Annotated in this window: 17 protein-coding genes; 7 read left to right on the top strand and 10 right to left on the bottom strand. The window is 56.7% G+C overall.

The genetic code is table 11. The annotated features are described in order from the left end of the window. Positions 1 to 13: 13 nt before the first annotated feature. Positions 14 to 1,291, top strand: coding sequence for an RbtT/DalT/CsbX family MFS transporter (locus OGX84_RS10635; RefSeq protein ID WP_012131672.1), 1,278 nt, complete (start codon positions 14 to 16; stop codon positions 1,289 to 1,291). 48 nt (positions 1,292 to 1,339) lie between these two features. Next, the gene (locus tag OGX84_RS10630; RefSeq protein WP_112001931.1) at positions 1,340 to 2,002 is read left to right on the top strand and encodes an HAD family hydrolase; all 663 of its coding nucleotides are present in this window, start codon (positions 1,340 to 1,342) and stop codon (positions 2,000 to 2,002) included. A gap of 78 nt (positions 2,003 to 2,080) precedes the next feature. On the opposite strand, the gene yegS is transcribed toward OGX84_RS10630, so the two are convergent. The 8 genes from yegS to OGX84_RS10590 all read right to left on the bottom strand — a co-directional run bounded on the left by yegS (position 2,081) and on the right by OGX84_RS10590 (position 15,807). Beyond that, the gene (yegS, locus tag OGX84_RS10625) at positions 2,081 to 2,980 is read right to left on the bottom strand and encodes a lipid kinase YegS (RefSeq protein WP_101744013.1); all 900 of its coding nucleotides are present in this window, start codon (positions 2,978 to 2,980) and stop codon (positions 2,081 to 2,083) included. Positions 2,981 to 3,248: 268 nt separating this feature from the next. After that, on the bottom strand, positions 3,249 to 4,610 hold the full coding sequence (trhP, locus tag OGX84_RS10620; RefSeq protein ID WP_012131678.1) for a prephenate-dependent tRNA uridine(34) hydroxylase TrhP: 1,362 nt from the start codon (positions 4,608 to 4,610) through the stop codon (positions 3,249 to 3,251). A gap of 209 nt (positions 4,611 to 4,819) precedes the next feature. After that, on the bottom strand, positions 4,820 to 5,542 hold the full coding sequence (gene baeR, locus OGX84_RS10615; protein WP_012131679.1) for an envelope stress response regulator BaeR: 723 nt from the start codon (positions 5,540 to 5,542) through the stop codon (positions 4,820 to 4,822). Beyond that, positions 5,539 to 6,942 (bottom strand): envelope stress sensor histidine kinase BaeS, encoded by a 1,404-nt coding sequence (baeS, locus tag OGX84_RS10610; RefSeq protein ID WP_047462573.1) that lies wholly within the window; start codon positions 6,940 to 6,942, stop codon positions 5,539 to 5,541. Before baeS ends, baeR begins: the two co-directional genes overlap by 4 nt. Next, entirely contained in the window at positions 6,939 to 8,354 is a 1,416-nt protein-coding gene (locus OGX84_RS10605; protein WP_114848202.1) for an MFS transporter, read from the bottom strand. The genes baeS and OGX84_RS10605 overlap by 4 nt, the downstream gene beginning before the upstream one ends. Next, entirely contained in the window at positions 8,351 to 11,437 is a 3,087-nt protein-coding gene (mdtC, locus tag OGX84_RS10600) for a multidrug efflux RND transporter permease subunit MdtC (protein ID WP_286458003.1), read from the bottom strand. Before mdtC ends, OGX84_RS10605 begins: the two co-directional genes overlap by 4 nt. After that, complete coding sequence (mdtB, locus tag OGX84_RS10595) at positions 11,438 to 14,560, bottom strand: multidrug efflux RND transporter permease subunit MdtB (RefSeq protein WP_012131683.1); 3,123 nt, start codon at positions 14,558 to 14,560, stop codon at positions 11,438 to 11,440. It lies immediately after the preceding gene. Continuing rightward, on the bottom strand, positions 14,560 to 15,807 hold the full coding sequence (locus tag OGX84_RS10590) for an MdtA/MuxA family multidrug efflux RND transporter periplasmic adaptor subunit (protein WP_071258926.1): 1,248 nt from the start codon (positions 15,805 to 15,807) through the stop codon (positions 14,560 to 14,562). Before OGX84_RS10590 ends, mdtB begins: the two co-directional genes overlap by 1 nt. A gap of 280 nt (positions 15,808 to 16,087) precedes the next feature. Here OGX84_RS10590 and OGX84_RS10585 point away from each other — a divergent pair, with 280 nt between their 5' ends. Continuing rightward, positions 16,088 to 16,147, top strand: a complete 60-nt coding sequence (locus tag OGX84_RS10585) for a type I toxin-antitoxin system Ibs family toxin (RefSeq protein WP_075203763.1) — start codon at positions 16,088 to 16,090, stop codon at positions 16,145 to 16,147. Positions 16,148 to 16,246: 99 nt separating this feature from the next. Here the strand turns inward: OGX84_RS10585 and yegD are convergent, their stop codons facing one another. Then, the gene (yegD, locus tag OGX84_RS10580) at positions 16,247 to 17,599 is read right to left on the bottom strand and encodes a molecular chaperone (protein ID WP_286458002.1); all 1,353 of its coding nucleotides are present in this window, start codon (positions 17,597 to 17,599) and stop codon (positions 16,247 to 16,249) included. Between the two features lie 135 nt (positions 17,600 to 17,734). Here yegD and alkA point away from each other — a divergent pair, with 135 nt between their 5' ends. Further along, complete coding sequence (alkA, locus tag OGX84_RS10575; protein ID WP_286458001.1) at positions 17,735 to 18,604, top strand: DNA-3-methyladenine glycosylase 2; 870 nt, start codon at positions 17,735 to 17,737, stop codon at positions 18,602 to 18,604. Here the strand turns inward: alkA and OGX84_RS10570 are convergent. Next, positions 18,572 to 21,901, bottom strand: a complete 3,330-nt coding sequence (locus OGX84_RS10570) for a diguanylate cyclase (RefSeq protein ID WP_286458000.1) — start codon at positions 21,899 to 21,901, stop codon at positions 18,572 to 18,574. The genes alkA and OGX84_RS10570 overlap by 33 nt on opposite strands. 327 nt (positions 21,902 to 22,228) lie before the next feature. On the opposite strand from OGX84_RS10570, the gene udk reads away from it, so the two are divergent. The 3 genes from udk to asmA all read left to right on the top strand — a co-directional run bounded on the left by udk (position 22,229) and on the right by asmA (position 25,418). Then, entirely contained in the window at positions 22,229 to 22,870 is a 642-nt protein-coding gene (udk, locus tag OGX84_RS10565; protein WP_024130192.1) for a uridine kinase, read from the top strand. A gap of 91 nt (positions 22,871 to 22,961) precedes the next feature. Then, entirely contained in the window at positions 22,962 to 23,543 is a 582-nt protein-coding gene (dcd, locus tag OGX84_RS10560) for a dCTP deaminase (RefSeq protein WP_012131692.1), read from the top strand. 21 nt (positions 23,544 to 23,564) lie between these two features. Further along, complete coding sequence (asmA, locus tag OGX84_RS10555) at positions 23,565 to 25,418, top strand: outer membrane assembly protein AsmA (protein WP_286457999.1); 1,854 nt, start codon at positions 23,565 to 23,567, stop codon at positions 25,416 to 25,418. The last annotated feature ends 91 nt before the right edge of the window (positions 25,419 to 25,509 follow it).

The raw sequence follows: 25,509 nt of genomic DNA, 5'->3' as shown, positions 1-25,509 counted from the left end.
AAACGAGGTCAATATGTCGTTAACTAACAAACAATGGCTGGGATTACCCTTAAGTCTGGTCTGGGGGTATATCGCCATCGCCGTATTCATGACTGGTGATGGTTTCGAGCTGGCATTTTTGTCGCACTACATCAAAGCGCTGGGCTTTACCCCGGCGGAAGCCTCCTTCGCCTTTACGCTATATGGCCTGGCGGCGGCGCTGTCGGCCTGGGTATCCGGCGTAGTGGCGGAGATCATCACGCCGCAAAAAACCATGATGATCGGCTTTGTGCTGTGGTGCGTATTCCACGTATTGTTCCTCGTTTTTGGGCTGGGTCAGTCCAACTACGCCTTAATTCTGCTGTTTTATGGTATTCGCGGTCTGGCGTATCCGCTGTTCCTTTATGCGTTTATCGTCGCCATTGTGCATAACGTCCGTAGCGACAGCACCAGCGCCGCGCTGGGCTGGTTCTGGGCGGTCTACTCTATTGGGATCGGCGTTTTCGGCAGTTATATCCCGAGTTTTACCATTCCGCATATTGGCGAAATGGGCACCTTGTGGCTGGCGCTGGCGTTCTGCCTGACCGGCGGTGTTATCGCGCTGGTTTCGCTGCGTAAAATTGAAACGCCGCGCCATATGCAAAACCTCACCACCCGTGAAAAGTTCAGCGAACTGGGGCGTGCGGTCACGCTGCTTTACACCAACCGTAGCATTATGTTGTCCAGCATCGTGCGTATTATCAATACGTTATCGCTGTTCGGTTTTGCGGTGGTCATGCCGATGATGTTTGTGGATGAACTGGGCTTCACCACCTCTGAATGGCTACAGGTATGGGCGGCGTTCTTCTTCACAACCATCTTCTCCAACGTCTTTTGGGGCGTACTGGCAGAGAAAATGGGCTGGATGAAGGTTGTCCGCTGGTTTGGCTGCATTGGGATGGCGCTCTCCAGCCTCGCGTTTTATTACATTCCGCAGCACTTTGGCCATAACTTCGCGATGGCGCTGGTTCCGGCAATCGCGCTGGGGATCTTCGTTGCTGCGTTTGTGCCGATGGCCGCCGTCTTTCCTGCGCTTGAGCCAAAACATAAAGGAGCCGCGATTTCGGTCTACAACCTGTCGGCTGGGCTTTCCAACTTCCTCGCCCCGGCGATCGCCGTGGTGTTGTTACCGCACTTCAGCACCATTGGCGTCGTGATTGCGTATACGTTGCTCTATATTGTGGCGTTTATTCTGTGTCCGTTTATTCGTGTTGAACAACCCGGATTCACGCGTCAGGAGGCATGTGAAGGCGAAACGGTCGGTATTTCTTAATGATGTCGGGCCCGGCTGTGCTGCCGGGTCTTTTTAAGGCGGCAAATGATGAAGAGTAAAGCGGTAATTTTCGACATGGATGGTGTCATCATTGACTCCGAAGGGCTGTGGCGTCAGGCGCAAAAAGACGCGCTGGCAGGCTGGGGAGTGACGGTTAATGACGAGGAGTGTGAAACGTTAACCAAAGGGAAGCGACTGGATGAGATTGCCCGCGTCTGGTGCGAATACTGCCCGTTGCAGACAGACCCCGGGGTGCTGGAGTCGGCCATTCGCAAACGCATTACCGGACTTATTGCAACGGAAGGCGAAGCGATGGACGGCGTCTACGCGGTATTGCATCATTTTCGCCACAGGGGGTATCGGATTGCGCTGGCTACGTCATCATCCCATCAGGTTATTGAGGCTGTTCTCTCTAAACTTAATCTCCGGGGGCATTTTGACGTCATTTGCAGCGCTGACGATGAACGCTACGGCAAACCGCACCCGGCGGTGTATCTCTCCGCGCTGAAAAAGCTGGGCCTGCCCGCCGCAGAGTGTCTGGTGATTGAAGACAGCCTGAGCGGTTTTCGCGCCGCGCAGGCCGCCGGAATTGATACCATTGTGGTGTCTGACGGCTGCCAGCATCCCTGCTTTAGTGAGGCCATCGGGCGCTACACGTCAATGCCGCAACTCCTGGAGACGCTGGTCCCGCCGGTTCGGGCCGCAGGGTAAATGACCCGTTTGTGAGCGCAGAGGTTCCGGGATGTCGCCGGTCTGATTATCCCTCTCTGCGCTTACTTTCTTTTTTCGTTAGCGCAGTAACGGGCAGTCTGGCGGCAAACGGCAACGCAGCGCGTTGGGAAGTATTTCAATATGAAATTCCTGACCACTGAGCGGCTCGCCATCAAGGTTAAAAGTGATCTCATGCGGAGCCTGAATATCAAACCAGGCGGATGCGCCATCGACAATGTTGGGGTTCTCTTCCGGCTGCGTCAATGTGGAAAACAGCGCCGGAAGCAGCTCCTCACCGGTGAAGATCCGCAGTTGCAGCAGCCCGTCATTAATGAGTGCGCCAGGGCAGAGCTGTTGTCCGCCACCGGCCTGACGACCATTACCAATGCCAATCACCAGCGCATCGCCCTGCCAGTGAAAATTCTCGCCGCGAATCTCACAGCGATCGGGCTTGAGGGTGTCCATGCGCATCAGCCCATGAATAAAGTAAGAGACGCCGCCCAGCGCGGCCTTGAGTTTTTCCGGCGTTTCGGTGGTAATGCGCGTCCCGAAACCCCCTGTCGCCATATTGATAAAGCAGGTTTTATCGTTGACCTGGGCGATATCGATCGCAACCGCGTTACCGGCAATCGCCAGTTTTAAGGCTTTATCCAGCGCTTCCGGGATGCCAGCGCTGGTGGCGAAGTCATTGGCCGTGCCCAGAGGCAAAATGCCAAGCGCGGGAACGTTGCCGCCCTGACACTGAATCAGCGCGGCGGAAACCTCATTGATGGTGCCGTCGCCGCCGCCCGCAATAACTGTCTCAACGCCAAGCTGTCTGGCTTCATTAACATAACGCTGGGCATCGCCTTTTTCCCAGGTGACCCGGACGTGAATCTCCACGCCCTCATCGCGAAGTAGCCCTATCGCGTCGCGCAGGGGCTGATTATCAGCGCCTTTGCCATTTAAAATCAGTAAGCTGGCGGGAAACGTAGCCATCCTTTGTTTGCCTCTGTCGTTAACCTGTTGAAAGTGTATAGCAGAAAAGGCGCGGAAAGGTCAGAACAGGCTGAAAATGGAAGGTTTGTGCAGCACAAAAAAATAAGCCTGCGTAAGGGAGATTACGCAGGCTAAGGAGGTGGTTCCTGGTACAGCTAGCATTTATGGGTTATGTTTTTCAGCGCCTCGGATAATACCCGTAATGAACGAGGCGGTATGTGATCGATTTCTAAGAATCTTCCCATAATGAAAAAATAACGTGGATTAACTACTTAGCGTGTGGATTCCGCGTGGATTCGCCGGAAAAATTACGCATTAACAACGCATAATTCAGATCCATATCCTGCGGCACCGGCATCCAGACGGTGTAGCCATCGCCAGGCGCCACCGGCATTGCTTCACCTTTGGCGTTTTCCATATGCTCCAGAGTGAAGTTGACGTTCCCCTGCGGCGTCATCAGCTCCAGGCTGTCGCCGATGGAGAATTTGTTCTTCACGGCAACGGCAGCAAGGGCGCCTTTACGCTCGCCGGTGAACTCACCCACGAACTGCTGACGTTCAGAAACAGAGTAACCGTACTCGTAATTCTGGTAGTCATCATGCGTGTGGCGGCGCAGAAAACCTTCGGTGTAACCGCGATGCGCCAGGCCTTCCAGCGTTTCCAGCAGTTGCGGATCAAACGGCTTGCCCGCAGCGGCATCGTCGATCGCTTTGCGATAAACCTGAGCGGTACGCGCACAGTAGTAGAAGGATTTGGTACGGCCTTCGATTTTCAGTGAGTGCACGCCCATTTTGGTCAGGCGCTCAACGTGAGCAATGGCGCGCAGATCTTTCGAGTTCATGATGTAGGTGCCGTGTTCATCTTCGAACGCGGTCATGTATTCGCCCGGACGCTGAGCTTCTTCGATCATAAACACTTTGTCGGTCGGTGCGCCGATACCCAGCGTCGGCTCGACGTTCTGTACCGGAATCGGTTCGTATTTATGGACGATGTTGCCCACGACGTCTTCTTTCCCTTCCTGCACGTTATATTCCCAACGGCAGGCGTTGGTGCAGGTTCCCTGGTTCGGATCGCGTTTGTTGATGTAGCCAGAGAGCAGGCAACGACCGGAGTAGGCCATGCACAGCGCGCCGTGTACGAAGATTTCGATCTCCATTTCCGGCACCTGTTGACGAATCTCTTCAATCTCTTCCAGCGACAGTTCGCGGGAAAGAATAACGCGGGTCAGCCCCATCTGGTTCCAGAACTTCACCGTTGCCCAGTTTACGGCGTTGGCCTGCACCGAAAGGTGAATCGGCATCTCCGGGAAGTTTTCACGTACCAGCATGATAAGCCCAGGATCGGACATGATCAGCGCATCCGGCCCCATTTCCACAACCGGTTTAAGATCGCGAATAAAGGTTTTCAGTTTCGCGTTATGCGGCGCAATGTTCACGACCACATAGAATTTTTTGCCAAGCGCGTGGGCTTCGTTAATGCCGAGCTGCAAATTCTCGTGGTTAAATTCGTTGTTGCGCACGCGCAGGGAGTAACGCGGCTGGCCCGCATACACGGCATCTGCGCCATAAGCGAAAGCGTAACGCATATTTTTCAGCGTTCCCGCCGGGGAAAGGAGTTCCGGTTTAAACATAATTTTCTCGTTCTGATGACAGGTCAGATCCGCTTCACTGAATGAGGCGGTTAGGGGAGTGCCCCTACGTTAAGGGCGGGCATTGTAGCGCTGTGGGGGAGGCAGGTAAAGAAAAACGCCGGATGGCGGCGTAGCGCCTTCTCTGGCCGACAACGCTCTTATTTGTCGGCCGGATCAGCGGAGCGTCATCCGGCTATTGCAGGCGTGACTTATGCAATCCGGCAGGTATCCGCTTCCCAGCGATACCCGACGCCGTATACCGCACGGATGAACGACTGTTCGGCGTCCAGCGATTCCAGCTTGCGGCGCAGGTTTTTGATGTGGCTGTCAATGGTGCGGTCCGTCACCACGCGATAATCATCGTAGAGATGATTAAGCAGCTGCTCGCGGGAGAAGACTTTCCCCGGCTCGTGAGACAGCGTTTTCAACAGGCGAAACTCTGCGGGGGTCAGGTCGAGCATCTTGCCGCGCCAGGATGCCTGAAAACGGCCTTCATCAACAATCAGCGGGCTTTGCGCGTCCAGCTGTTGCAGCTCACGCTGCGGCTTGCAGCGGCGCAAAATCGTTTTCACGCGAGCGACCACCTCACGGGGGCTGTAAGGTTTGCAGATGTAATCATCGGCGCCAATCTCCAGCCCAAGCAGGCGGTCGATCTCTTCAATCTTTGCCGTGACCATCACGATGGGCACGTCAGAAAAACGGCGAATTTCCCGGCACAGCGTCAGGCCGTCCGTACCTGGCAGCATTAAGTCCAGCAGGATCAGGTCTGGCGGTGTTTGATGCACATACTGCAATACCTGATCGCCATGACTGATTAGCGTGGGGGCATAACTTGCGGCGCGCAGATAGTCGATCAGCAGTTGTCCCAGCTTGGGTTCATCTTCCACGATTAAAATACGCGGCGTGTTTTCATCAATGGGTAACTCAGTCATACATCTCTCTGTAAATCGCGTTCCAGCGGTAACTCTACTGTAATGCTAAGCCCGCCAAAAGGCGAATGGGACGCCCGGATACGACCATTATGCGCTTGTACGATATTGTCGCAAATCGCCAGTCCCAGACCGGACCCGCCGCTGGCGCGGTTGCGGGAGCCTTCTGTGCGGTAGAAACGTTCAAACAGTTTTTGTAACTGCTCATCGCGAACGCCGGGCGCGGAATCGGCGAACGTTAACAGCAGCATGTTGTCGCGCTGCTCGGCGGAAATGTGCAGGCTGCCGCCGCTGTCGGTGTAGCGCAGACTATTTTCCAGCAGATTATTGAATAACTGCATCAGACGATCCGGATCGCCGAATACCATCACGCTGTCAGGAAGGGAAAAGTGTAACGTCAGCCCACGGCTGGCGAAGCGCTCGCGAAACGCGCCGCCCGCCACCTCCAGCAGGGGAATCAGGTCCACCGATGTTTTCTGGTACGCCAGCGCGCCTTCATCGGACATAGAAAGCTGATGCAGATCGTCAACCAGCTTGGTGAGCGTGCCGACTTCAGCCTGGAGCGAGGCCACCGATTCGGGCGTAAACTGGCGGACTCCGTCCTGGATAGCCTCCAGCTCACCGCGCAATACCGCCAGCGGCGTGCGCAGTTCGTGGGAGATATCCGCCATAAAATCGCGGCGCATTTGCTGATTTTTTTCCAGCGTGCTGGCGAGCTGGTTAAAATCCTGCGCCAGTTTACCCAGTTCATCCGCGCTGGTCGGCGTTACGCGCGTCGTGAAGTCGCCTGCGGCCAGTTTGTGCGTGCCTTCCACCAGCCGCTTAACGGGCGCCAGCAACCCGCGCGCCAGCGGAAACGTCGCCAGCGCCGCCAGCAGAGTCGACAACGCCACGATCAGCCAGCTGGTACGGCGCTGTTGCTTATCAAAATTAATATCGGTATTGCGCGTCAGTCGCTCAACGGGAGAGGCAATCACCGCGCCAACCTCCACACCGTTTACGTGAATAGCCCGGCGGGTGCCATCACGCGGGACTGGCGCTCGCGGGCCGACCAGCACATTGGCGTGTTGATCGACGACCCAAAATTGGGTTCGCCAGCCATGCGGCGGCATCCCGGGGCCGGGTTTGTTATCGTCGTTGTCATGCTCAAAAGAGCGCAGGATCTGGAAAACGAAGCGATCGTTATTGCGTAAAAAACGCCAGTTGCCGTGCAGCGAGTACTGCTCGCCCAGCGCGTCGCCGAGCATCTGCAACCGCTGTTCGTTGCCATGTTTGATGTAGTCGATAAACCCACGCTCAAAGCTGATGCGTACGGCCCAGTGCATGCTGATCAGCAAGACAATGCAGGTGGCGAAAATCGCCAGAAACAATTTGCCGGTAATACCGGGCCGCCAGAACTTCATTGCGTGCTCCTTTTGCGTCGTGAAATGACGGCGTTTTTATGCGTGTCGTTCGGCACCCGGGCGAAGATGAGTGCGGGCAGCGCGATAATCAGGGCCATGCACAGCCAGGTATACATAAACACCGTGTGGCTCGCGCCGCTGTCGGCCGCGATATGTTGTTGACCAAACATGCCCAGCAGCAGCCCGGCGATGGTCACGCCAATACTCATCGACAGCTGCATGATCATGGACAGCAAGCTGTTGCCGCTGCTGGCGAGTTCATCGGGCAGATCTTTGAGCGTTAAGGTGTTCATGGATGAAAAACGGGTGGAGTTGACCATGCCTTGCAGGAACAGCACAAAGGGCAGGGCGTAATACCAGCCAAGCATCGCGACGCTCATAAACAGCAGGCTGACCAGCGACAGGCCGAGGGTGGTGGCGACCAGTACGCGACGATAGCCAAAGCGGTTTACCACCTGTACGACGATACGCTTCATTCCCATGCTGCCGAGTACCATCGGGATCATCATCAACCCGGCATGAAACGGCGAGAACCCCAGACCAATCTGCAAAAAGACCGGCGTCATGAAGGGCAGCATGCCGCTCCCGACGCGCCCGGCGAAGCTACCAGACAGGCCCAGCGAGAAGGTGTGGGTGCGAAACAGCGCCAGACTAAACAGCGCGCGCGGATTGTTTTTGGCGTGTTTCAGGTAGAGCGCAATCGCCAGGATGCCGCACAACACCAGTGCGCCCAGTGAGAGAGGAGAGAGCCCTGTGCCTTTGCTGCCGTCCAGCGCCAGCGTCAGTACCGCCATGCCGACGGCCAGCAGGAGGAACCCTGAAAGATCGAAGCGCCGGGTTTGCATGGTGTAGTTCGGCATCAGCATGAGCGTCGCAATCGCCCCGACAATGCCGACCGGAATGTTAATCAGGAAAATCCAGTGCCAGGAGGCATACTCGACCAGAATGCCGCCCAGCGCCGGGCCGAGCAGCGGCCCGACCTGACCGGGCAGCGTGACGAAGGTCATTGCCGCCATATATTGTTCGCGCGGAACGATCTTCATGACCGTCAGTCTGCCGACCGGCACCATCATGGCGCCGCCTACGCCCTGTAAAACGCGCGCCAGCACCAGTTCATTCAGCGTGCTGGACCAGGCGCAAAATAGCGATCCCAACGTAAACAGCACAATGGCGGTAAAGAAGATATTACGCACGCCGACTTTATCCGCCAGCCAGCCGCTGGCAGGCAGCATTACCGCCACGGTCAGTACATAGGAAACCACGACCATGTGCATATGCAGCGGGCTTTCCCCCAGACTGAGCGCCATAGAGGGAAGCGCGGTGTTGACGATTGTGGTATCCAGCGATTGCATAAAAAAGCCGAATGCCACAATCCAGAGTTGCCAGCGTGTGCTGTCAGGAAGTTCTGTCATGGCTCTGTTATGGGTTCCGGTTGGCTATTATTACGTGAAAAACGCAGCCGCAGACGGTCGAAAAAGAGATAGACCACCGGGGTGGTATAGAGCGTCAGCAGCTGGCTCATCACCAGTCCGCCCACGATCGTAATCCCTAATGGTTGACGTAACTCTGAACCATCGCCCCCGGAGATAACCAGCGGCAGCGCGCCAAACAGCGCCGCCAGCGTGGTCATCATGATTGGGCGAAAACGCAGCAGGCAGGCCTGGAAAATCGCCTGTTCCGGCGTCAGGTTGCCGTTTCTCTGCGCCTCAAGCGCAAAATCGACCATCATGATGGCGTTTTTCTTCACAATGCCAATTAATAGCATGATCCCGATGAGCGCGATTAGGCTGAACGGGGCATTGAACAGCTCCAGCGCCAGCAGCGCCCCCACACCTGCGGAGGGGAGGGTAGAGAGGATGGTCAGCGGATGAACATAACTTTCATACAATATCCCCAACACAATATAGACCGTCGCGATCGCCGCCAGGATCAGAATCACCTGCGAATTCATCGTCTCCTGGAAAACCTGTGCCGTTCCTGCGAAACTGCCGCGCACCGTTGACGGTACGCCAAGCTGTGTCATCGCCCGGTTGATGGCTTCCGTCGCTTCGGACAGCGACGTGCCCGTAGGCAGGTTAAACGCGATAGTCGAGGCGGCGGACAACCCCTGGTGATTCACTGACAGCGGTGCATTGGCGGGCTGCCATTTTGCAAAATAAGAGAGCGGAATCGCCTTCCCGTCGCTGTTAATGACGAACATCTTCTCCAGCGCGCTGATGTCCTGGGTATAGCGTGGGTCGACCTCCATCACAACCTTGTACTGGTTCATCGGCTGATAGATGGTGGAAATTTGCCGTTGACCGAAGGCATTATTCAGCAGACTGTTGGCGGCCTGCACGTCGATCCCCAGCCGGGACATGGTTTCGCGGTCGTAAATCAGGTTCATCTCCGCGCCGTTATCTTGCTGATCGGAGTTAACGTCCGCCAGTTGGGGGAGCGCCGCCAGCGCTTTACGGATTTTCGGCTCCCATTCCCGCAGCGCGCTTAAATCATCAGACAGCAGAGCGTACTGGTAGCTGGCGTTAGCCTGCCGCCCGCCGACGCGGATATCCTGCACCGCCATCAGAAACAGGTTTGCGCCCGGCTCTTTTGCCAGCGCGACCCGCAGCCGGTCGATAACCTGCTGCGCCGTTTCATGGCGCTCGCCGCGTGATTTCAGCGTAATAAACATCATCCCGCTGTTGACCCGCGAACCGCCGGTGAAGCCGGTCACGTTGTCGACCGCCGGATCGTCGCGAATGATCTTCATAAAGTCCTGAAGTTTGCCGCGCATCGCCTGAAACGAAATACTTTGGTCAGCCTGAATGCCGCCCATCAGTACGCCCGTATCCTGTTCGGGGAAGAAGGTTTTGGGGATGGAAATATAGAGCCAGATATTCAGCGCAATGGTGCCCAACAAGACGACGCCCACCAGCCGCGTATGGTTTAGCACCCATTTCAGCGATGTGCCGTACCCCTGTTGCAGGCCAGTCAGCAGACGGCCAAAACCGCGGCTTCGCGTCTGCTCGCGAGGCTTGCTGGACTTCAGCATCCAGCCGCACATCATGGGGGTTAGCGTGAGCGAGACGAGCAGCGAGATGCCGATCGCCACCGAAAGAGTGACGGCAAACTCGCGTAATAATCTTCCGGGCAATCCCCCCATCAGCAAGAGCGGCAGGAATACCGCCACCAGGGAGAGGCTCATGGAGAGCACCGTAAAGCCAACTTCACGCGTTCCCTGAAGCGACGCCTGCAAGGGCTTCATGCCGGCTTCAAGATGGCGGGAGATATTTTCCAGCACCACAATGGCGTCATCGACGACAAAACCGGTGGCGATAGTCAGCGCCATCAGCGACAGGTTGTTCAGGCTAAAACCGCACAGGTACATTGCGGCGAAGGTGCCAATCAGCGACACGGGAACCGCAACGGCAGGAATCAACGTTGCGCGCCCGGAGCGCAGAAATAAAAAGACCACCAGAATGACCAGCGCGACGGAAATAACCAGCGTTTGCTCCACTTCCTCCAGCGAGGCGCGAATCGTCGGGGAACGATCCTGAGCGATTTGCAGGTCAATTGAGGCGGGAATCAGCGTTTGTAATTCCGGGAGCTTCTCGCGAATGCTGTCTACTGTCTGGATGATATTGGCTTCCGGCAGCTTGCGAATCATCAGCAAAATCGCCGGTTTGGCGTTGGTCATCCCGGCGTTACGTACATCCTGTACCGAGTCAGTTACCGTGGCGACATCGCCCAGACGCACGGCGGCGCCGTTGTTGTAGTGGATAATCAACGGCTGGTATTCCGTCGCCGTTTTCAGTTCATCATTTGTCTGAACCTGCCAGCGATGAGTCTTGTCGTCGATCGCGCCCTGCGGCTTACGCACGTTGGCATTGCTGATGGCGCTGCGCACGTCATCCAGCGATACGCCCTGATTAAACAACGCCTGCGGGTTAAGCCCCACGCGCACGGCGGGCAGCGAACTGCCGCCGACATCCACATCGCCGACGCCGTCAATTTGCGCGATTGTCTGCGCCAGCTGCGTTGAGGCGAAGTCATACAGCTCTCCCTGCGACCAGGTGTCCGATGTGAGCGTCAGAATCATAATCGGCGCGTCGGACGGGTTGGCTTTACGGTAGGTCGGGCGGCTGGGCATCCCGCTGGGCAGCAGACTCTGTGCGGCATTAATTGCCGCCTGCACGTCACGCGCCGCGCCGTTGATATCGCGGTCAAAGTTAAACTGAAGAATAATTCGCGTGCTGCCCAACGAGCTGCTGGAGGTCATCTCACTGACTCCCGCGATGCGTCCGAGCGAACGCTCCAGCGGCGTGGCGACCGACGACGCCATGGTTTCCGGCGAAGCGCCCGGAAGCGATGCGCTCACCATAATGACCGGAAAATCCACCTGCGGCAGCGGGGCGACCGGCAATAACCGGAAACCCAGCACGCCGCAGAGCGTAATGGCGATGGAGATTAAAATGGTCGCCACCGGGCGGTAAATGAAAAGGGCGAAAAATTTCATTTACGCCTCCTCTTCCTGGCGGGGGAAGCGGCTTTTCACATACAGCGACAGGCGGTCAAACAGCAGATAGATGACGGGCGTGGTGAACAGGGTTAAGACCTGGCTGACCAGCAGGCCGCCTACCATGCCAATCCCTAACGGGCGGCGTAATTCCGCGCCTGTGCCGGTACTTAACATCAATGGCAGCGCGCCTAACAGTGCCGCCAGCGTGGTCATCAGAATCGGGCGAAAACGCAGCAGACAGGCCTGGAAAATCGCATCACGCGGCGCCATTCCCTGCTCGCGCTCGGCGGCCAGGGCGAAGTCGATCATCATGATGGCGTTCTTCTTCACAATGCCGATCAACAAAATGATCCCGATGATGGCAATCACGTCCAGTTCACTACCGGCAATCATGAGCGCCAGCAGCGCCCCGACGCCCGCCGTCGGCAGGGTGGAGAGGATCGTGATTGGGTGGATAAAGCTTTCGTACAGCACGCCAAGCACGATATACATCGCCACCACTGCCGCCACGATCAGCCAGACGGTGCTGCCGAGCGCGGCCTGGAAGGCCAGCGTGCTGCCCTGGAACTGGGTGGTGATATCGACTGGCAGGTTGACCGTTTTCTCCGTGTCCAGAATGGCCTGTACCGCATCGCCGAGCGAATAATTATCCGGTACGTTAAACGAGAAGGTCGTTACCGGGAACTGATCCAGGTGATTAATGGAAAGCGGCGCGAAACGCTGCTCGATTTTGGCGATGGCGCTAAGCGGCACAATCCCGCCGTCGCTGCTGGTCAGACGGATGGTGTCCATTGCCGCCAGCCCCGGCGTGGTGTCGGTGTTATGTTCCAGCACGACGCGATATTGATTCGCCTGGGTGTAGATGGTCGAAATCAGGCGCTGGCCAAAGGCGTTATACAGGGCGTTATCGACATCCGCCATGCTGATGCCAAGACGGCTGGCGCTGTCGCGGTCAACGTTCACATACGCCACCAGACCTTTGTCCTGCCAGTCGCTGCTGACGTCAGAAAGCTGCGGAAGCTGCTGGAGTTTTTCCATCAGCTGCGGCACCCAGGTGCTGAGCGCATCCAGTGAGGTGGCCTGTAGCGTAAACTGGTACTGCGTGCGGCTCACCTGAGTATCAATGGTGAGATCCTGCGTTGGCTGGAGGTAGAGATCGACGCCGGGCACTTTCGCCACGGCGTGTTGCAGGCGGGCGATGACTTTCTGCACCCGATCGTCACGTTCATTCAGCGGCTTAAGGTTAATTTGCAGACGCGCGCTGTTCAGCGCCGGGTTGGTGCCATCAACGCCGACAAAGGCGGTCAGGCTTTCCACCGCCGGGTCTTTTAAAATCACATCAGACACCTGGCGCTGGCGCTGGGCCATGCTGGCGAACGAGCTGGATTGCGGAGCCTGCAATGTGCCCTGAATAATGCCGTTATCCTGCACCGGGAAGAACCCTTTCGGGATAAAGACCCACAGCATGATGCTGAGAAGCAGGGTGCCGAGCGCCACGCTCAGCGTCAGCCACGGATGGTTGAGCACTTTTGCCAGCCACTGACCGTATTTCTCAATGACGCGATCAAACATTTTTTCCGCCGCGCGGGAGAAGCGGTTTTGCTTGCGCAGCGACGCCTGGCTGAGCATCCGGGCGCACATCATGGGCGTCAGGGTCAGCGACACGACGGCGGAGATCAGGATCGCTACCGCCAGCGTGACCGCAAATTCGCGGAATAAACGCCCGACGATATCGCCCATAAATAACAGCGGGATCAGTACCGCAATCAGCGAGAAGGTTAATGAAATAATGGTAAAGCCGATTTCGCCAGCGCCTTTGAGCGCCGCCGCCAGCGGTTTTTCCCCTTTCTCGATGTAACGCGAAATGTTCTCAATCACCACAATCGCGTCGTCCACGACGAAGCCGGTGGCGATGGTCAGCGCCATTAGCGTCAGGTTATTGATCGAGAAATCGAGAAAGACCATTACCGCAAAAGTGCCGATCAGCGATAACGGCACGGCGACGCCCGGAATGATTGTGGCGGGGACATTACGCAGGAACAGGTAGATGATCATCACCACCAGCGCAATCGCCAGCATCAGCTCGAACTGGGTGTCGGTAACGGAAGCGCGAATGTTGGTGGTGCGATCCGACAGCACGGTGACATTGACCGATTTCGGCAGGCTTTCCGTAAGCTGCGGCAGCATCTGACGAATGCTGTCCGCCGTGGAGATAATGTTGGCGCCGGGCTGGCGCTGCACATTCATCACAATGGCCTGTTCTTTATTGGCCCACGCGCCGAGCCAGCTGTTTTCCGCGCCTTGTTCGACCGTTGCCACATCGCCCAGACGTACCGGCGCGCCGTTCTGCCAGGCGATGATTAACTGGCGATACTCATCGACGGACTGCATCTGATCGTTAGCAGAGAGCGTGACCGCGCGAGTTGGGCCATCAAGACTCCCTTTCGCCGAGTTGACGTTGGCGCTGGTGATGGCGGCGCGAACCGTCTCGCTGGTAAGCCCCAGCGCGGCAATCGCCTGCGCATTCAGCTTCACACGCACGGCCGGGCGTTGGCCGCCGGACAGCGTGACCAGCCCTACGCCGGAAACCTGGGAAATTTTCTGCGCCACCCGGGTTTCCACCATATCTTCCACCTGCGTCATGGGCATGGCGGTTGAGGTGACGGCCAGCGTCATGATCGGTGGATCTGCCGGGTTAACTTTGCTGTATACCGGCGGGTTAGGCAGATCGCTCGGCAGCAGGTTTGTGGCCGCGTTAATGGCGGCCTGTACTTCCTGCTCGGCGACATCCAGCGGCAGAGTCAGCTGGAACTGCAACGTCACAACCGATGCGCCGCCGGAACTTTGTGACGACATCTGTTTCAGGCCGGACATTTGCCCGAACTGGCGTTCAAGCGGCGCGGTGACGGCGGAGGTCATCACATCCGGGCTGGCGCCGGGGTAGAGCGTTACCACCTGAATGGTGGGGTAGTCCACCTCCGGCAATGCGGCGACGGGCAGGAAGCGGTAACCGATAATCCCGGCGAGTAAAATCGCCACCATCAGCAGCGTGGTCGCGACAGGGCGCATAATAAACAGGCGCGACGGGCCGCCTGTGCTGCTCGGAGGTAACACCTGCATCAGGAGCGCACTCCTTTCTTACCGTATTCCCGATTCGTGGCTTTATCTTCTTTCGCCGCAGGCGCTTGCGCTTCCACCACTTCGACTTTCGCCCCATCCGTCAGACGATCGATCCCGTCCGTCACGACGCGATCGCCTGCCGACAGCCCGGCGCTGATTACCACGTTCTGACTGTCCTGAATACCTGGTTTAACCAGATGCTTGCTGACTTTGTTCTCATCGTTTAGCACCCAGACAAAGTGGCCTTCGTTACCCATTTGCACGGCCGCTGTCGGTATCACCACCGCGTTTTGCTGCGTATCGACCAGCATGCGGGCGTTAACAAACTGGTTAGGGAACAGCGCGTCATCCTGGTTGTTAAAACGGGCTTTGATTTTGATGGTGCCGGTCGTGGCGTCGATTTGGTTGTCCAGGCTGAGCAGTACGCCGTCGCTTAATTTCTGTGAGTTAGTGCGATCCCAGGCTTCAACGGTCAATGTTTTGCCCGTTTTTTGCGCCTGTACGACGGTGGCGATATCGCTTTCCGGCAAGGTAAAAATCAGATCGATTGGGTGCGTCTGGGTGATAACGACAATGCCTGTGGTATCGCCGCTGGAGATTTGATTACCGACATCCACCTGTTTTAACCCCACGCGACCCTCTACCGGTGCGGTGATGCGGCTCCAGTCAAGCTGCAACTGCGCGCTGGCGACGCTGGCTTCATCGGCCTTAATGGTGCCTTCTGTTTCGCTGACCAGCGCCTGTTGCGCGTCCAGCTCCTGGCGGGAGACAAGGTTGGTTTTCACCAGCTGTTGATAGCGTGCTAAATCGCGACGGGCATTCGCCAGCGTGGCTTTGTCTTTCGCGAGCTGCCCCTGCGCTTGCGCTAAGGCGACTTTAAACTGGCTGGGATCGATTTCCGCCAGCAGATCGCCCGCTTTGACCTGTTGTCCTTCCTGGAAGTGCAGCGCCATCAGTTGACCATCCACGCGGCTGCGTACCGTGACGGTATTGGCGGCAGCGATCGTGCCCAGCCCGGTCAGATAGCGTGGTACGGCTTGTTCCGTTGCGGTGGCCGCCTGAACCGGCGCCAGCGGGCCGGAACGCATGCCGCGACGTCCTGCGCCAGCCTGACGTTGCGCATGTTCGTTAGCGCCCGGCGCATTCCCCTGGGTTTCGCTGCGACTATGCCAGAACCCGTACACGGCAATGGCCGCCACAACGACCACGATTGCTATCACCCAGCGGGATTTTTTACTGCCTTTCATCGTTATAAGTTTCTCATCCTGAAACGTTTCGCGGAATGATACTAGTTTAGTCATCCATAACGGGAGAAAAATGGAGGAATTATGAAACACTGTCTGGATTCGTCTGAATGACGTCGGCCTTTGCGAGGCGTTACGCAACAATCACCCATGAAAAACACGGATATTTACTCTTACGTTAGAGTGGCGGCACGGCAAAAAAAGGAGGTAAGCCACAGCTTTCAGCAGGACGCTGGAACGGGAAAGCCCCTCCCGAGGAAGGGGCTAAAATAAGGAAAGGGTTATGATGAAGTGCGTCATCATACTGGTGATACTCTTAGTGATTAGCTTTCAGACTTACTAAGACACCAGGGGGAGGGGAAACCCTCCCTAACCCTCACTCCTGAAAATAAGCCACAGCAAAAATAATGTCAATCTGCAAGCCGCTCAGCTTGCGAGGCGGTTAACGAAATACGACGTCCGCCCAGCGCGCAAGACCGGCGGTGACGGAACCGAAGTCATCGCCGCCAGCAATCGGAATGCCCGGCAACTGCTCCGCCAGCGCACTTTTGATCAGCGGTGAGCGCGCGCTGCCGCCGGTCAGATAGATGACATCCGGTTTTTCCTGCGCATTGTCCAGCGCCAGCTGTACCTGCTCCAGAATACGCGCCAGCGGCTGGCTCAGCGCGGCTTCCAGCCCCTGCTGACTGATAGACGTCGCCAGCTCATCGCTGATAAACGGCAGCTTGGTGAGGATATCGGGCTGCCCGGACAGGGCGATTTTGCTCTCCTCCGCGCTGCGTACCAGACGATAACTGAGGCGCTGACGCCAGACTTTAAGCAGTAGCGCGACTTTATCCGCATCGCGGGCGTCCCGAACCAGCTCGTTGAGCAGGCGACCGTTGGCGCTGCTGTAGAAATCGCTCTGTGCGGGAACATCATTGATCGCGACAGCGTTCCACCACGGCAGAACCGGCAATGCGATGCCTTTTTCGGTTTCGCCGCCCATGCCCAGCAACGGCATCAGGTGTTTAAACGCCAGCGCGATGTCCAGGTCGTTACCGCCCACGCGACAGCCGCTGTGCCCGAGCAGGCTGGAGGCGCGGTCAGCGCGCTGATGCCACTGCGGCCCCATCAGCAGCAATGAACAGTCGGTCGTCCCGCCGCCAATATCCACCACCAGTACGCGCTTCTCTTCCTGCAACGTGGCTTCATAATCCAGACCCGCCGCAACCGGTTCAAACTGGAAGACGACATCCTGAAAACCGGCGCGTTTTGCCGCGCGTTCCAGAATGCCTTGCGCCTGGCGGTTAGCCTCGTCGCCACCCAGCCCCTGAAAGTTAATCGGTCGACCAATCACCGCCTGCGTGATGCTTTCCGGCAACTGCGTTTGCGCCATATGACGGATGTGCAACATCATCGCGCAGACCAGATCCTCAAACAGCGCAACCTGCTGCGGTTTTAGGCCGTTGGCGCCGAGGAAGGATTTTGGCGATTTAACGAAGTAAACCTCTTCCGGGTCGTCAATGTAGTGGCTCAGCGAAGCCAGCCCGAACTGCACGCTGCCTGCGCCGACCTCAATATCTTCTTCACGGTTGTAGCGCATTGCGCGCCGCAACAGCGCCTGCGTTTCGTCATCCGTCGCCGGAACCGCGTGATGGCGGTACAGCCACTCGCTGACGGCTTCACGCGTCGGGGCGCAAAGCATTGAGGGCAACAGCGTGCTGTTATTTTCCATTTTTAGCAGCTGCGGTTGCCCGTCGCGCATGACGGCAACGGAACAGTTTGCCGTGCCGTAGTCAAAACCAATAAACACCTTAATAATCCCCATGCCAGTGAAGAAGGGGCGTGACTTTAACGAAATGTTGTAATCCCGACAACTGGAATATGAAAGCAAGGCGCGGCGTTTGAATAGCGTTTATGCTGAAGGAGAATAAAAACAGGAGTCGCAATGTATATCCTAAGCTGGCAGCCGCCTTATGACTGGTCCTGGATGTTGGGTTTTCTCGCCGCGCGTGCGGTGAGCGGCGTCGAAACGGTTGAACCCACGCGTTATGTTCGCAGTCTGGCGACGGGAGAACATCGGGGACTGATCGCCGTTGTACCGGAGCACCAGACGCATACGCTGCGCGTAACCCTGAGTGCGGGCTTGTTGCCCGTCGCCGAAGAATGTCTGGCAAAAATTGAACGCCTGTTCGATCTGCGCTGTAACCCCGATCAGATTGCCGACGCGCTCGGCAGTCTGGGGGCTGCGCGACCGGGATTGCGCCTGCCCGGCTCGGTGGATGCCTTCGAACAGGGCGTAAGGGCGATACTCGGGCAACTGGTCAGCGTGGCGATGGCGGCAAAGCTGACGGCGAAAGTCGCCCGTCGTTATGGCGATGTGCTTGCCGACGCGCCGGAGTATGTCTGTTTCCCCACGCCGCAAACGCTGGCGGCGGCGGACCCATTCGCGCTTAAAGCACTGGGGATGCCGCTGAAACGCGCGGAAGCGCTGATCCATCTGGCGCGTGCGACGCTGGATGGAACGTTAGAGACGGTCGCGCCGCAGGATATTGCGCTGGGGGTGAAAAACCTGCAAACCTTTCCTGGGATTGGGCGCTGGACGGCCAACTACTTCGCGCTGCGCGGCTGGCAGGCGAAAGATATCTTTTTGCCGGATGATTATCTGATTAAACAGCGGTTTTCGGGAATGACGCCCGCGCAAATCCGCCGTTATGCGGAGCGCTGGAAACCCTGGCGCTCCTACGCGTTGCTGCATATCTGGTATACGGATGGCTGGCAGCCGTCAGTTGATGGCGAAATAACTGGTGTTCAGTAACAGATCCAGCGGTTGGGCATCGGCAATGACGTCGCCGTAAATCAGATCGATGCCAATACCGGAAAGCGCATCCATGATCAGCGGCATTTGTACCGGGCCGGCAATGGTTCTGACGCCCAGCCGCTGCGCATGGCTCTGAATAATCGATACCAGCATTTCATCCATTAAATTACCGTGAAGGCTGGCGCAGAGTTCGCTATCAAGCAACAGGTAGTCAGCCATGTGGGCGCTTAAGCAATCGAAAAGCGCCAGGTCACGGTTGACCTGGCTGAGAACAATGCGACAGCCCGCCTGACGCAGTGTTTGTATCGCGGGTATGGCCTTATCGGACTCTTGCATCAGGACATGTGCCGGGATAAGCAGATGCAATAAGCGCGGCGGAAGTGGGCTGCGCTCCAGTTGTTCGAGCAGCTCATCAATGAATGTTGCGCGGCTGAGTCCGGCGGCGGAAAGCGGCAGGGCGATGCTCACCCCCTTACTGGCGACGGTGGATGCCGCGTGCTGGAAAAATGTCTGAAACACGCGACGATCGAGAGCGTGGCTGAGTTCGGGATCGGTTAGCCCTGCGCGGAATGCCTGCTCCTCCATGATTTCGCCGTCGCTGGTCCACAGCCGCAGCGAGATCAGCCAAAAACCGCACGTTTCAGGGATGCGCGGCGACGCGACCCCGCGGGCGATCATCAATAGAGGGTTATCTTTGGTTATGTGCCATTGTTCATCCTGAGACGTGACTTCCCGCTCGCTGTGCGCCTGTTCCTGCTGGGCTTCGTACACGGTGACACGTCCCCGACCGTTGTTTTTAGAGGCATAGCAGGCGATATCCGCCTGGGACATCACGTCTGCCGCCAGGCGATTGGCGTTATTGATTAGCGTGATCCCGGCGCTGGCGCCAATGGGGTGTTCACGGTCTTCCCACGTAAAGCGGTATTCATTAATCGCGTTGACGATCCGCGTAGAAATAAAGCGTGCGCTGTCGATATTGCAATCCGGCAGCAGGAGGCCAAATTCGTCCCCGCCCAGGCGGGCCAGCATATCGCTGGAACGCAGCATACTGAGCATTAAGGCGGCCAGCTCGCGAAGCAGCGCATCGCCTGCGGCATGCCCGGCGCTGTCGTTAACGGCTTTAAAGCGGTCTAAATCAATAAAGACCAGCGCATGATGCTGGCGCGTATCGCGTACCGTAAGCAGGATTTCTTTAAGATGGCTTTCAAAACTGACCCGGTTAGCCAGGTGGGTGAGGGCGTCATGAGAGGCGCTGTAGCTGAGCTGGCGCAGCATTTTCCGCGATTCCGTGACGTCCTGAATGACCAGTACGGAGCCGATATTCCCGCCGTCCAGCGTACTGAGCGGCGTAATGCTGTAATGAATGTCGTAGCGACCGCCGTTGCGACAGTGAAGCACCACATCCTGCTCAATGGCGGAACGCGACATATCCGCGCTATAGATATTTTCCATCAGCGGGCCGTTATCGCCAAAAGTGATGCGTAATACCGTCAGCAGCGGGACGCCGATCGCATGCTCCTGCTGCCAGCCGCTCATCTTTTCGGCGACAGGGTTCATAAAGGTTACGTTCATATCGACGTCAATACAGACAACCGCTTCCCCGATGGAGTCCAGCGTAATGTGCAGGCGCTCTTTTTCCTGATACAGCGCCTCGTTAAGCTGTTTGACTTCGGTCATGTCCATGTTGATGCCAAGCAGACGTTCCACGTCGCCGTCTTTATCCAGCACCCGGTTCGCCAGGGCGCGGATATGCCGGATGCCATCTTTTACGCCAATCCTGAATTCGAGCTTAAAGGGGAGACGCGCCGCCAGAGACTCGCGGATGATCTTTTCCGTCGGTGCGCGGTCTTCCGGCAACAGGCAGTCGTGCCAGAGTTGCCAGGTGGGTTTGATATGCGGCGGAACCTCATACAGCTCAAACATGCGCTTATCCCAACTGATCACGTCAGGCCGCAGTTCCCATTCCCAGATGCCGATACCGCCCGCTTCGTTCGCCAGCGTAATCCGCTCCATCAGGCGCTTGTTTACCCGTTCGGTATGTTTCAGGTCGTTGATATCTTCAATTTGCGCAATGAAATAGAGCGGGGTGTTGTCGCTATGGCGAACCAGTGAAACGGCCAGTAATGCCCAGACCACATCGCCGTCGCGGGTGTAATAGCGTTTCTCCATGGAATAGCTGTTGATATCGCCGCGCACCAGCATATTCAGCTGTTCAAGGTCGTTATGCAGATCCTCAGGCCAGGTGAGCTGTTGAAAGGTGAGGGCGCGCAGTTCATCCTGGCTGTAGCCAAGAAACTGACACAATGCCTTGTTGGCCTGTAGCCATTGGCCTTCGGTGCCCACTAACGCCATGCCGATCGCGGAATATTCCATCGCGTTACGAAAGCGTAATTCGCTTTCCGTGATATTTTTTTGTTCCGCCCGAAACGCATACATCACCATTGTCATGATGTTGACGGGCAGCAGGATCATTAAAAGCGGCAGCCAGGGAACGTTCATCATGGCGTATGTTTTGGGCGTTGACAGCAGCGCCGGGTCGGATGCCAGCATCAGCGACGTCATCATGACGGTGGCGAGGAAGATCAGAAACGCTTCCATACGCGGCAGACGTATCGCGCTCCACATCAGCAGAACGATAATGCAGGTGAAAGGCCACGGGACGTACAGCATAGAGAGCCAGCTTAGCCCCAGCGTTATTGTCAGCGTAAGCAGCGTTTCAAGCAGTAAACGGGGATCGCGATGGCGAAGCAGGTAGCGCGGTTTAAACAGCAAGCCTAATGGCACCAGCGCCAGCGCGCCGATAGACTCGGACAGAATCCAAATCAAAAATGTTTTTACTGGCGTCCCTTCGGGCATCAGCAGCCAGAGCAGCGCGCCTCCCAGTAACGGTGGAATCACCGCGCTGCCCGTCGCCAGGCGGAGCCAGTCATTCAGATTTTGTAAGGGGTTATACCAGGGCAGTAGCTTACGTAACAGGATTGCGCCGACCACCGCTTCAATAATATTGATCGCCGTCCAGCCAAAATTCAGCGAACCGGCAGGAGAAAAAACGAGTGACGCGCTTATGCTGCCGAGGGAACAGACCAGTGCGATCCCCGGCCACATCCGTCCTGCGTGGCGATAAAAACCGACCATCATGATTGACGTCGGGAACCACAGCGGCGCCAGCGGCGTATCGAAACGCGACAGTTCCAGCGAGAAGAGTGTAAAGATAAAGGTGAGCAGACCTAAACTGACGAGACGCAGTAGAGGGTGAGGCAAGGTAACTAAAACATGTTGGGTTTGTTTACTCATTACCACGTTATCCGAATAGCCCTTGCCGTCGCGGAGGGCCCGGACGCGTCAGTTTTCATTCAGGATCATGCTAGTACAAACAATTTACGATTTATACGTCAGCGGCTCATAATTTGACATCTCCGGGGGATTAATTCCGGCATAAACGAATAAATCCGGCAGCTGCTTTAAAAATAAGCATTTTAATTTGCGACAGGGAGAGATGGACGGCAATTTAGCGTTCTGTTATCTCGACTGGTATCGTGCCGCTGAAATCCCTATAATTGCCGCGTTTGACGCTTCGGCGTCGCCCTCCCTAACATCCAGGTTAATCAGGTCGCTAAATTTATGACTGTTCAGTCTCATCAGTGCGTCATTATCGGTATTGCTGGCGCATCGGCTTCCGGCAAGAGTCTTATTGCCAGTACCCTTTATCGCGAATTGCGTGAACAAGTGGGTGATGAACATATCGGCGTTATTCCCGAAGACAGCTATTACAAAGATCAAAGCCATCTGTCGATGGAAGAGCGTGTAAAAACCAACTACGACCATCCTAATGCGATGGATCACAGTTTGCTGTTCCAGCATCTGCAAGCGCTCAAGCGCGGTTCGGCGATTGAATTGCCCGTATACAGCTATGTTGAACATACCCGCATGCAGGAAACCGTTCGCGTCGAGCCCAAAAAAGTCATTATTCTCGAAGGGATTTTGCTGCTGACGGACGCGCGTTTGCGTGAAGAGATGAACTTCTCTATTTTTGTCGATACCCCGCTGGATATCTGCCTGATGCGCCGTATTAAGCGCGACGTCAACGAGCGTGGGCGTTCAATGGATTCGGTGATGGCGCAGTACCAGAAAACCGTACGCCCGATGTTCCTGCAATTTATTGAACCTTCCAAGCAATACGCCGATATTATCGTACCGCGCGGCGGTAAGAACCGCATTGCGATTGATATTCTGAAAGCGAAAATCAGTCAGTTCTTTGAATAAGCCCAGCGAATTGTGTACCGTTCAGTGATAACCTGGTTCGCCCTTGACGCGTTGAACGTTAAGGGCCTGATGCACGAAAGGAGAAAGTGCCATGCGTTTGTGTGACCGAGATATTGAAGCCTGGCTGGATGAAGGCCGCTTGTCGATCAACCCGCGTCCTCCTGTTGAGCGTATTAATGGCGCGACGGTGGATGTGCGCCTTGGCAATAAATTTCGTACATTTCGTGGCCACACGGCTGCGTTTATTGATTTAAGCGGCCCGAAGGATGAGGTCAGCGCTGCGCTGGATCGCGTGATGAGCGATGAAATCGTGCTGGATGAAGGCGACGCGTTTTATCTTCATCCGGGCGAGCTGGCGCTGGCCGTGACCTTTGAGTCCGTCACGCTGCCGCCGGATCTCGTGGGGTGGCTGGATGGCCGTTCCTCGCTGGCGCGTCTTGGGCTGATGGTGCACGTTACCGCGCACCGTATCGATCCCGGCTGGTCCGGTTGCATCGTTCTGGAGTTCTACAACTCCGGGAAATTACCGCTGGCCCTGCGTCCGGGAATGCTGATTGGCGCCCTGAGCTTTGAGCCGCTCTCCGGCCCTGCCGCACGCCCTTATAACCGTCGCCAGGATGCGAAATACCGCGATCAGCAAGGCGCTGTTGCCAGCCGGATTGACAAAGACTGAGTCTGCTCCACTGAGGATAGCATGAGACGATTTCTGACGACGCTGATGATTCTCCTGGTCGTGCTGGTGGCCGGTTTCTCGGCGTTGGTGATGTTGGTGAATCCGAATGATTTCCGCGCGTATATGGTGCAGCAGGTCGCTGCGCGTAGCGGATATCAACTGCAACTGGATGGCCCTCTGCGCTGGCACGTATGGCCTCAACTCAGCATCCTCTCTGGACGGATGGCGTTGACGGCGGAAGGCGCCAGCGAACCCCTGGTTCGGGCCGACAATATGCGCCTGGACGTTGCGCTGTGGCCGCTTCTTAGTCATCAGTTGAAGGTTGAACAGGTGATGCTCAAAGGCGCGGTCATCCAGTTGACGCCGCAGACGGAAGCGGCGCGCCGGGAAGACGCGCCTGTTGCGCCAAAAGACAATACGCTGCCGGATGTCCCGGAAGACCGTGGCTGGTCTTTTGATATCAGCAGCTTACGCGTTGCTGACAGCGTGCTGGTGTTCCAGCATGAAGACGACGAGCAAATTACGGTTCGCGATATTCGCCTGCAAATGGAGCAGGATGAACAGCATCGCGGGACGTTTGATTTTTCCGGGCGGGTGAACCGCGATCAGCGCGATCTCTCGCTCTCCTTCAACGGAACGGTCGATGCGTCTGACTATCCGCACAACTTAACGGCCGGTATCGAGCAGCTCAACTGGCAGTTGCAGGGAGCCGATTTACCGAAACAGGGTATTCAGGGCCTGGGGCAATTACAGGCGCAGTGGCAGGAAGGGCAAAAAAGGCTCTCCTTCAGTCAGCTCAGTTTAACCGCCAACGACAGCACCCTGACCGGGCAGGCTCAGGTGACGCTGAGCGATGAGCCGGAATGGGCGATCGATCTGCAATTTGGCAAGCTGAATCTGGATAACCTTCTTCCGCGAAATGACGTGGCAAGCGCATCCAAAAACGTGGCGCAAACGGGGCAGCAGTCGACGCGGCCGCGGCCGGTTATCGCGTCCCGCGTTGATGAACCCGCTTATCAGGGGCTAAAAGGGTTTTCTGCGGCCCTCTTTCTGCGGGCGGATAACGCGCAGTGGCGTGGCATGGCGTTTACCGACGTGTCGGCGAAAATGACGAATCAGGCCGGTTTGCTGAATATCGTCGAGTTGCAGGGGAAACTCGACGGCGGTGAGATTTCTCTGCCCGGTACGCTGGACGCGAGAGCGGCAAATCCGCGCGCCGTGTTCCAGCCGCGCCTTGAGGATGTGGAAATCGGTACGATTCTGAACGCGTTTGACTATCCCATCGCGCTGACCGGCAAAATGTCGCTGGCGGGCGATTTTTCCGGCGCGGATATTGACGCTCAGGCGTTTCGTCACAGCTGGCAAGGGCAGGCGCATGTTGAAATGCGCGACACGCGTATGGAAGGGATGAACTTCCAGCAACTGGTGCAGCAGGCGGTAACGCGTAGCGGTGGCGATGTGCAGCAATCGCAGCAGAATTTTGATAACGCGACCCGTCTGGATCGCTTTGTCACCGACCTGGCGCTGGATAACGGTAAGCTCACGCTGGGCAGCATGGAAGGGCAGTCTGCAATACTGGCGGTTTCCGGTAATGGCGCGTTGAATCTTGTTGAGCAGACCTGCGACACGCAGTTTAACGTGCGCGTGCTGGGCGGCTGGACAGGTGAAAGCAAGCTGATTGATTTCCTGAAAGAGACGCCGGTTCCGCTGCGCGTATACGGTAAGTGGCAGGCGCTGAATTACAATCTCCAGGTTGACCAGATTCTGCGTAAGCATTTGCAGGATGAAGCAAAACGTCGTCTGAGCGACTGGGCGGATCGTAATAAAGAGACCCGCAACGGTAAAGACGTGAAGAAGCTGCTGGATAAGCTGTAAGCGAATCTGAATGCCGGCTGTGAAAACAGACAACATTTGTAGGCCGGGTAAGGCGTTTACGCCGCCATCCGGCAACACCCTACGCCTGATG

This window comes from Citrobacter sp. CK202, assembly GCF_030333225.1.
Taxonomy (GTDB): domain Bacteria; phylum Pseudomonadota; class Gammaproteobacteria; order Enterobacterales; family Enterobacteriaceae; genus Citrobacter_B; species Citrobacter_B koseri.
Note: the sequence above shows the minus strand (reverse complement) of the source record. Positions and strands in the feature narration are given on the sequence as shown.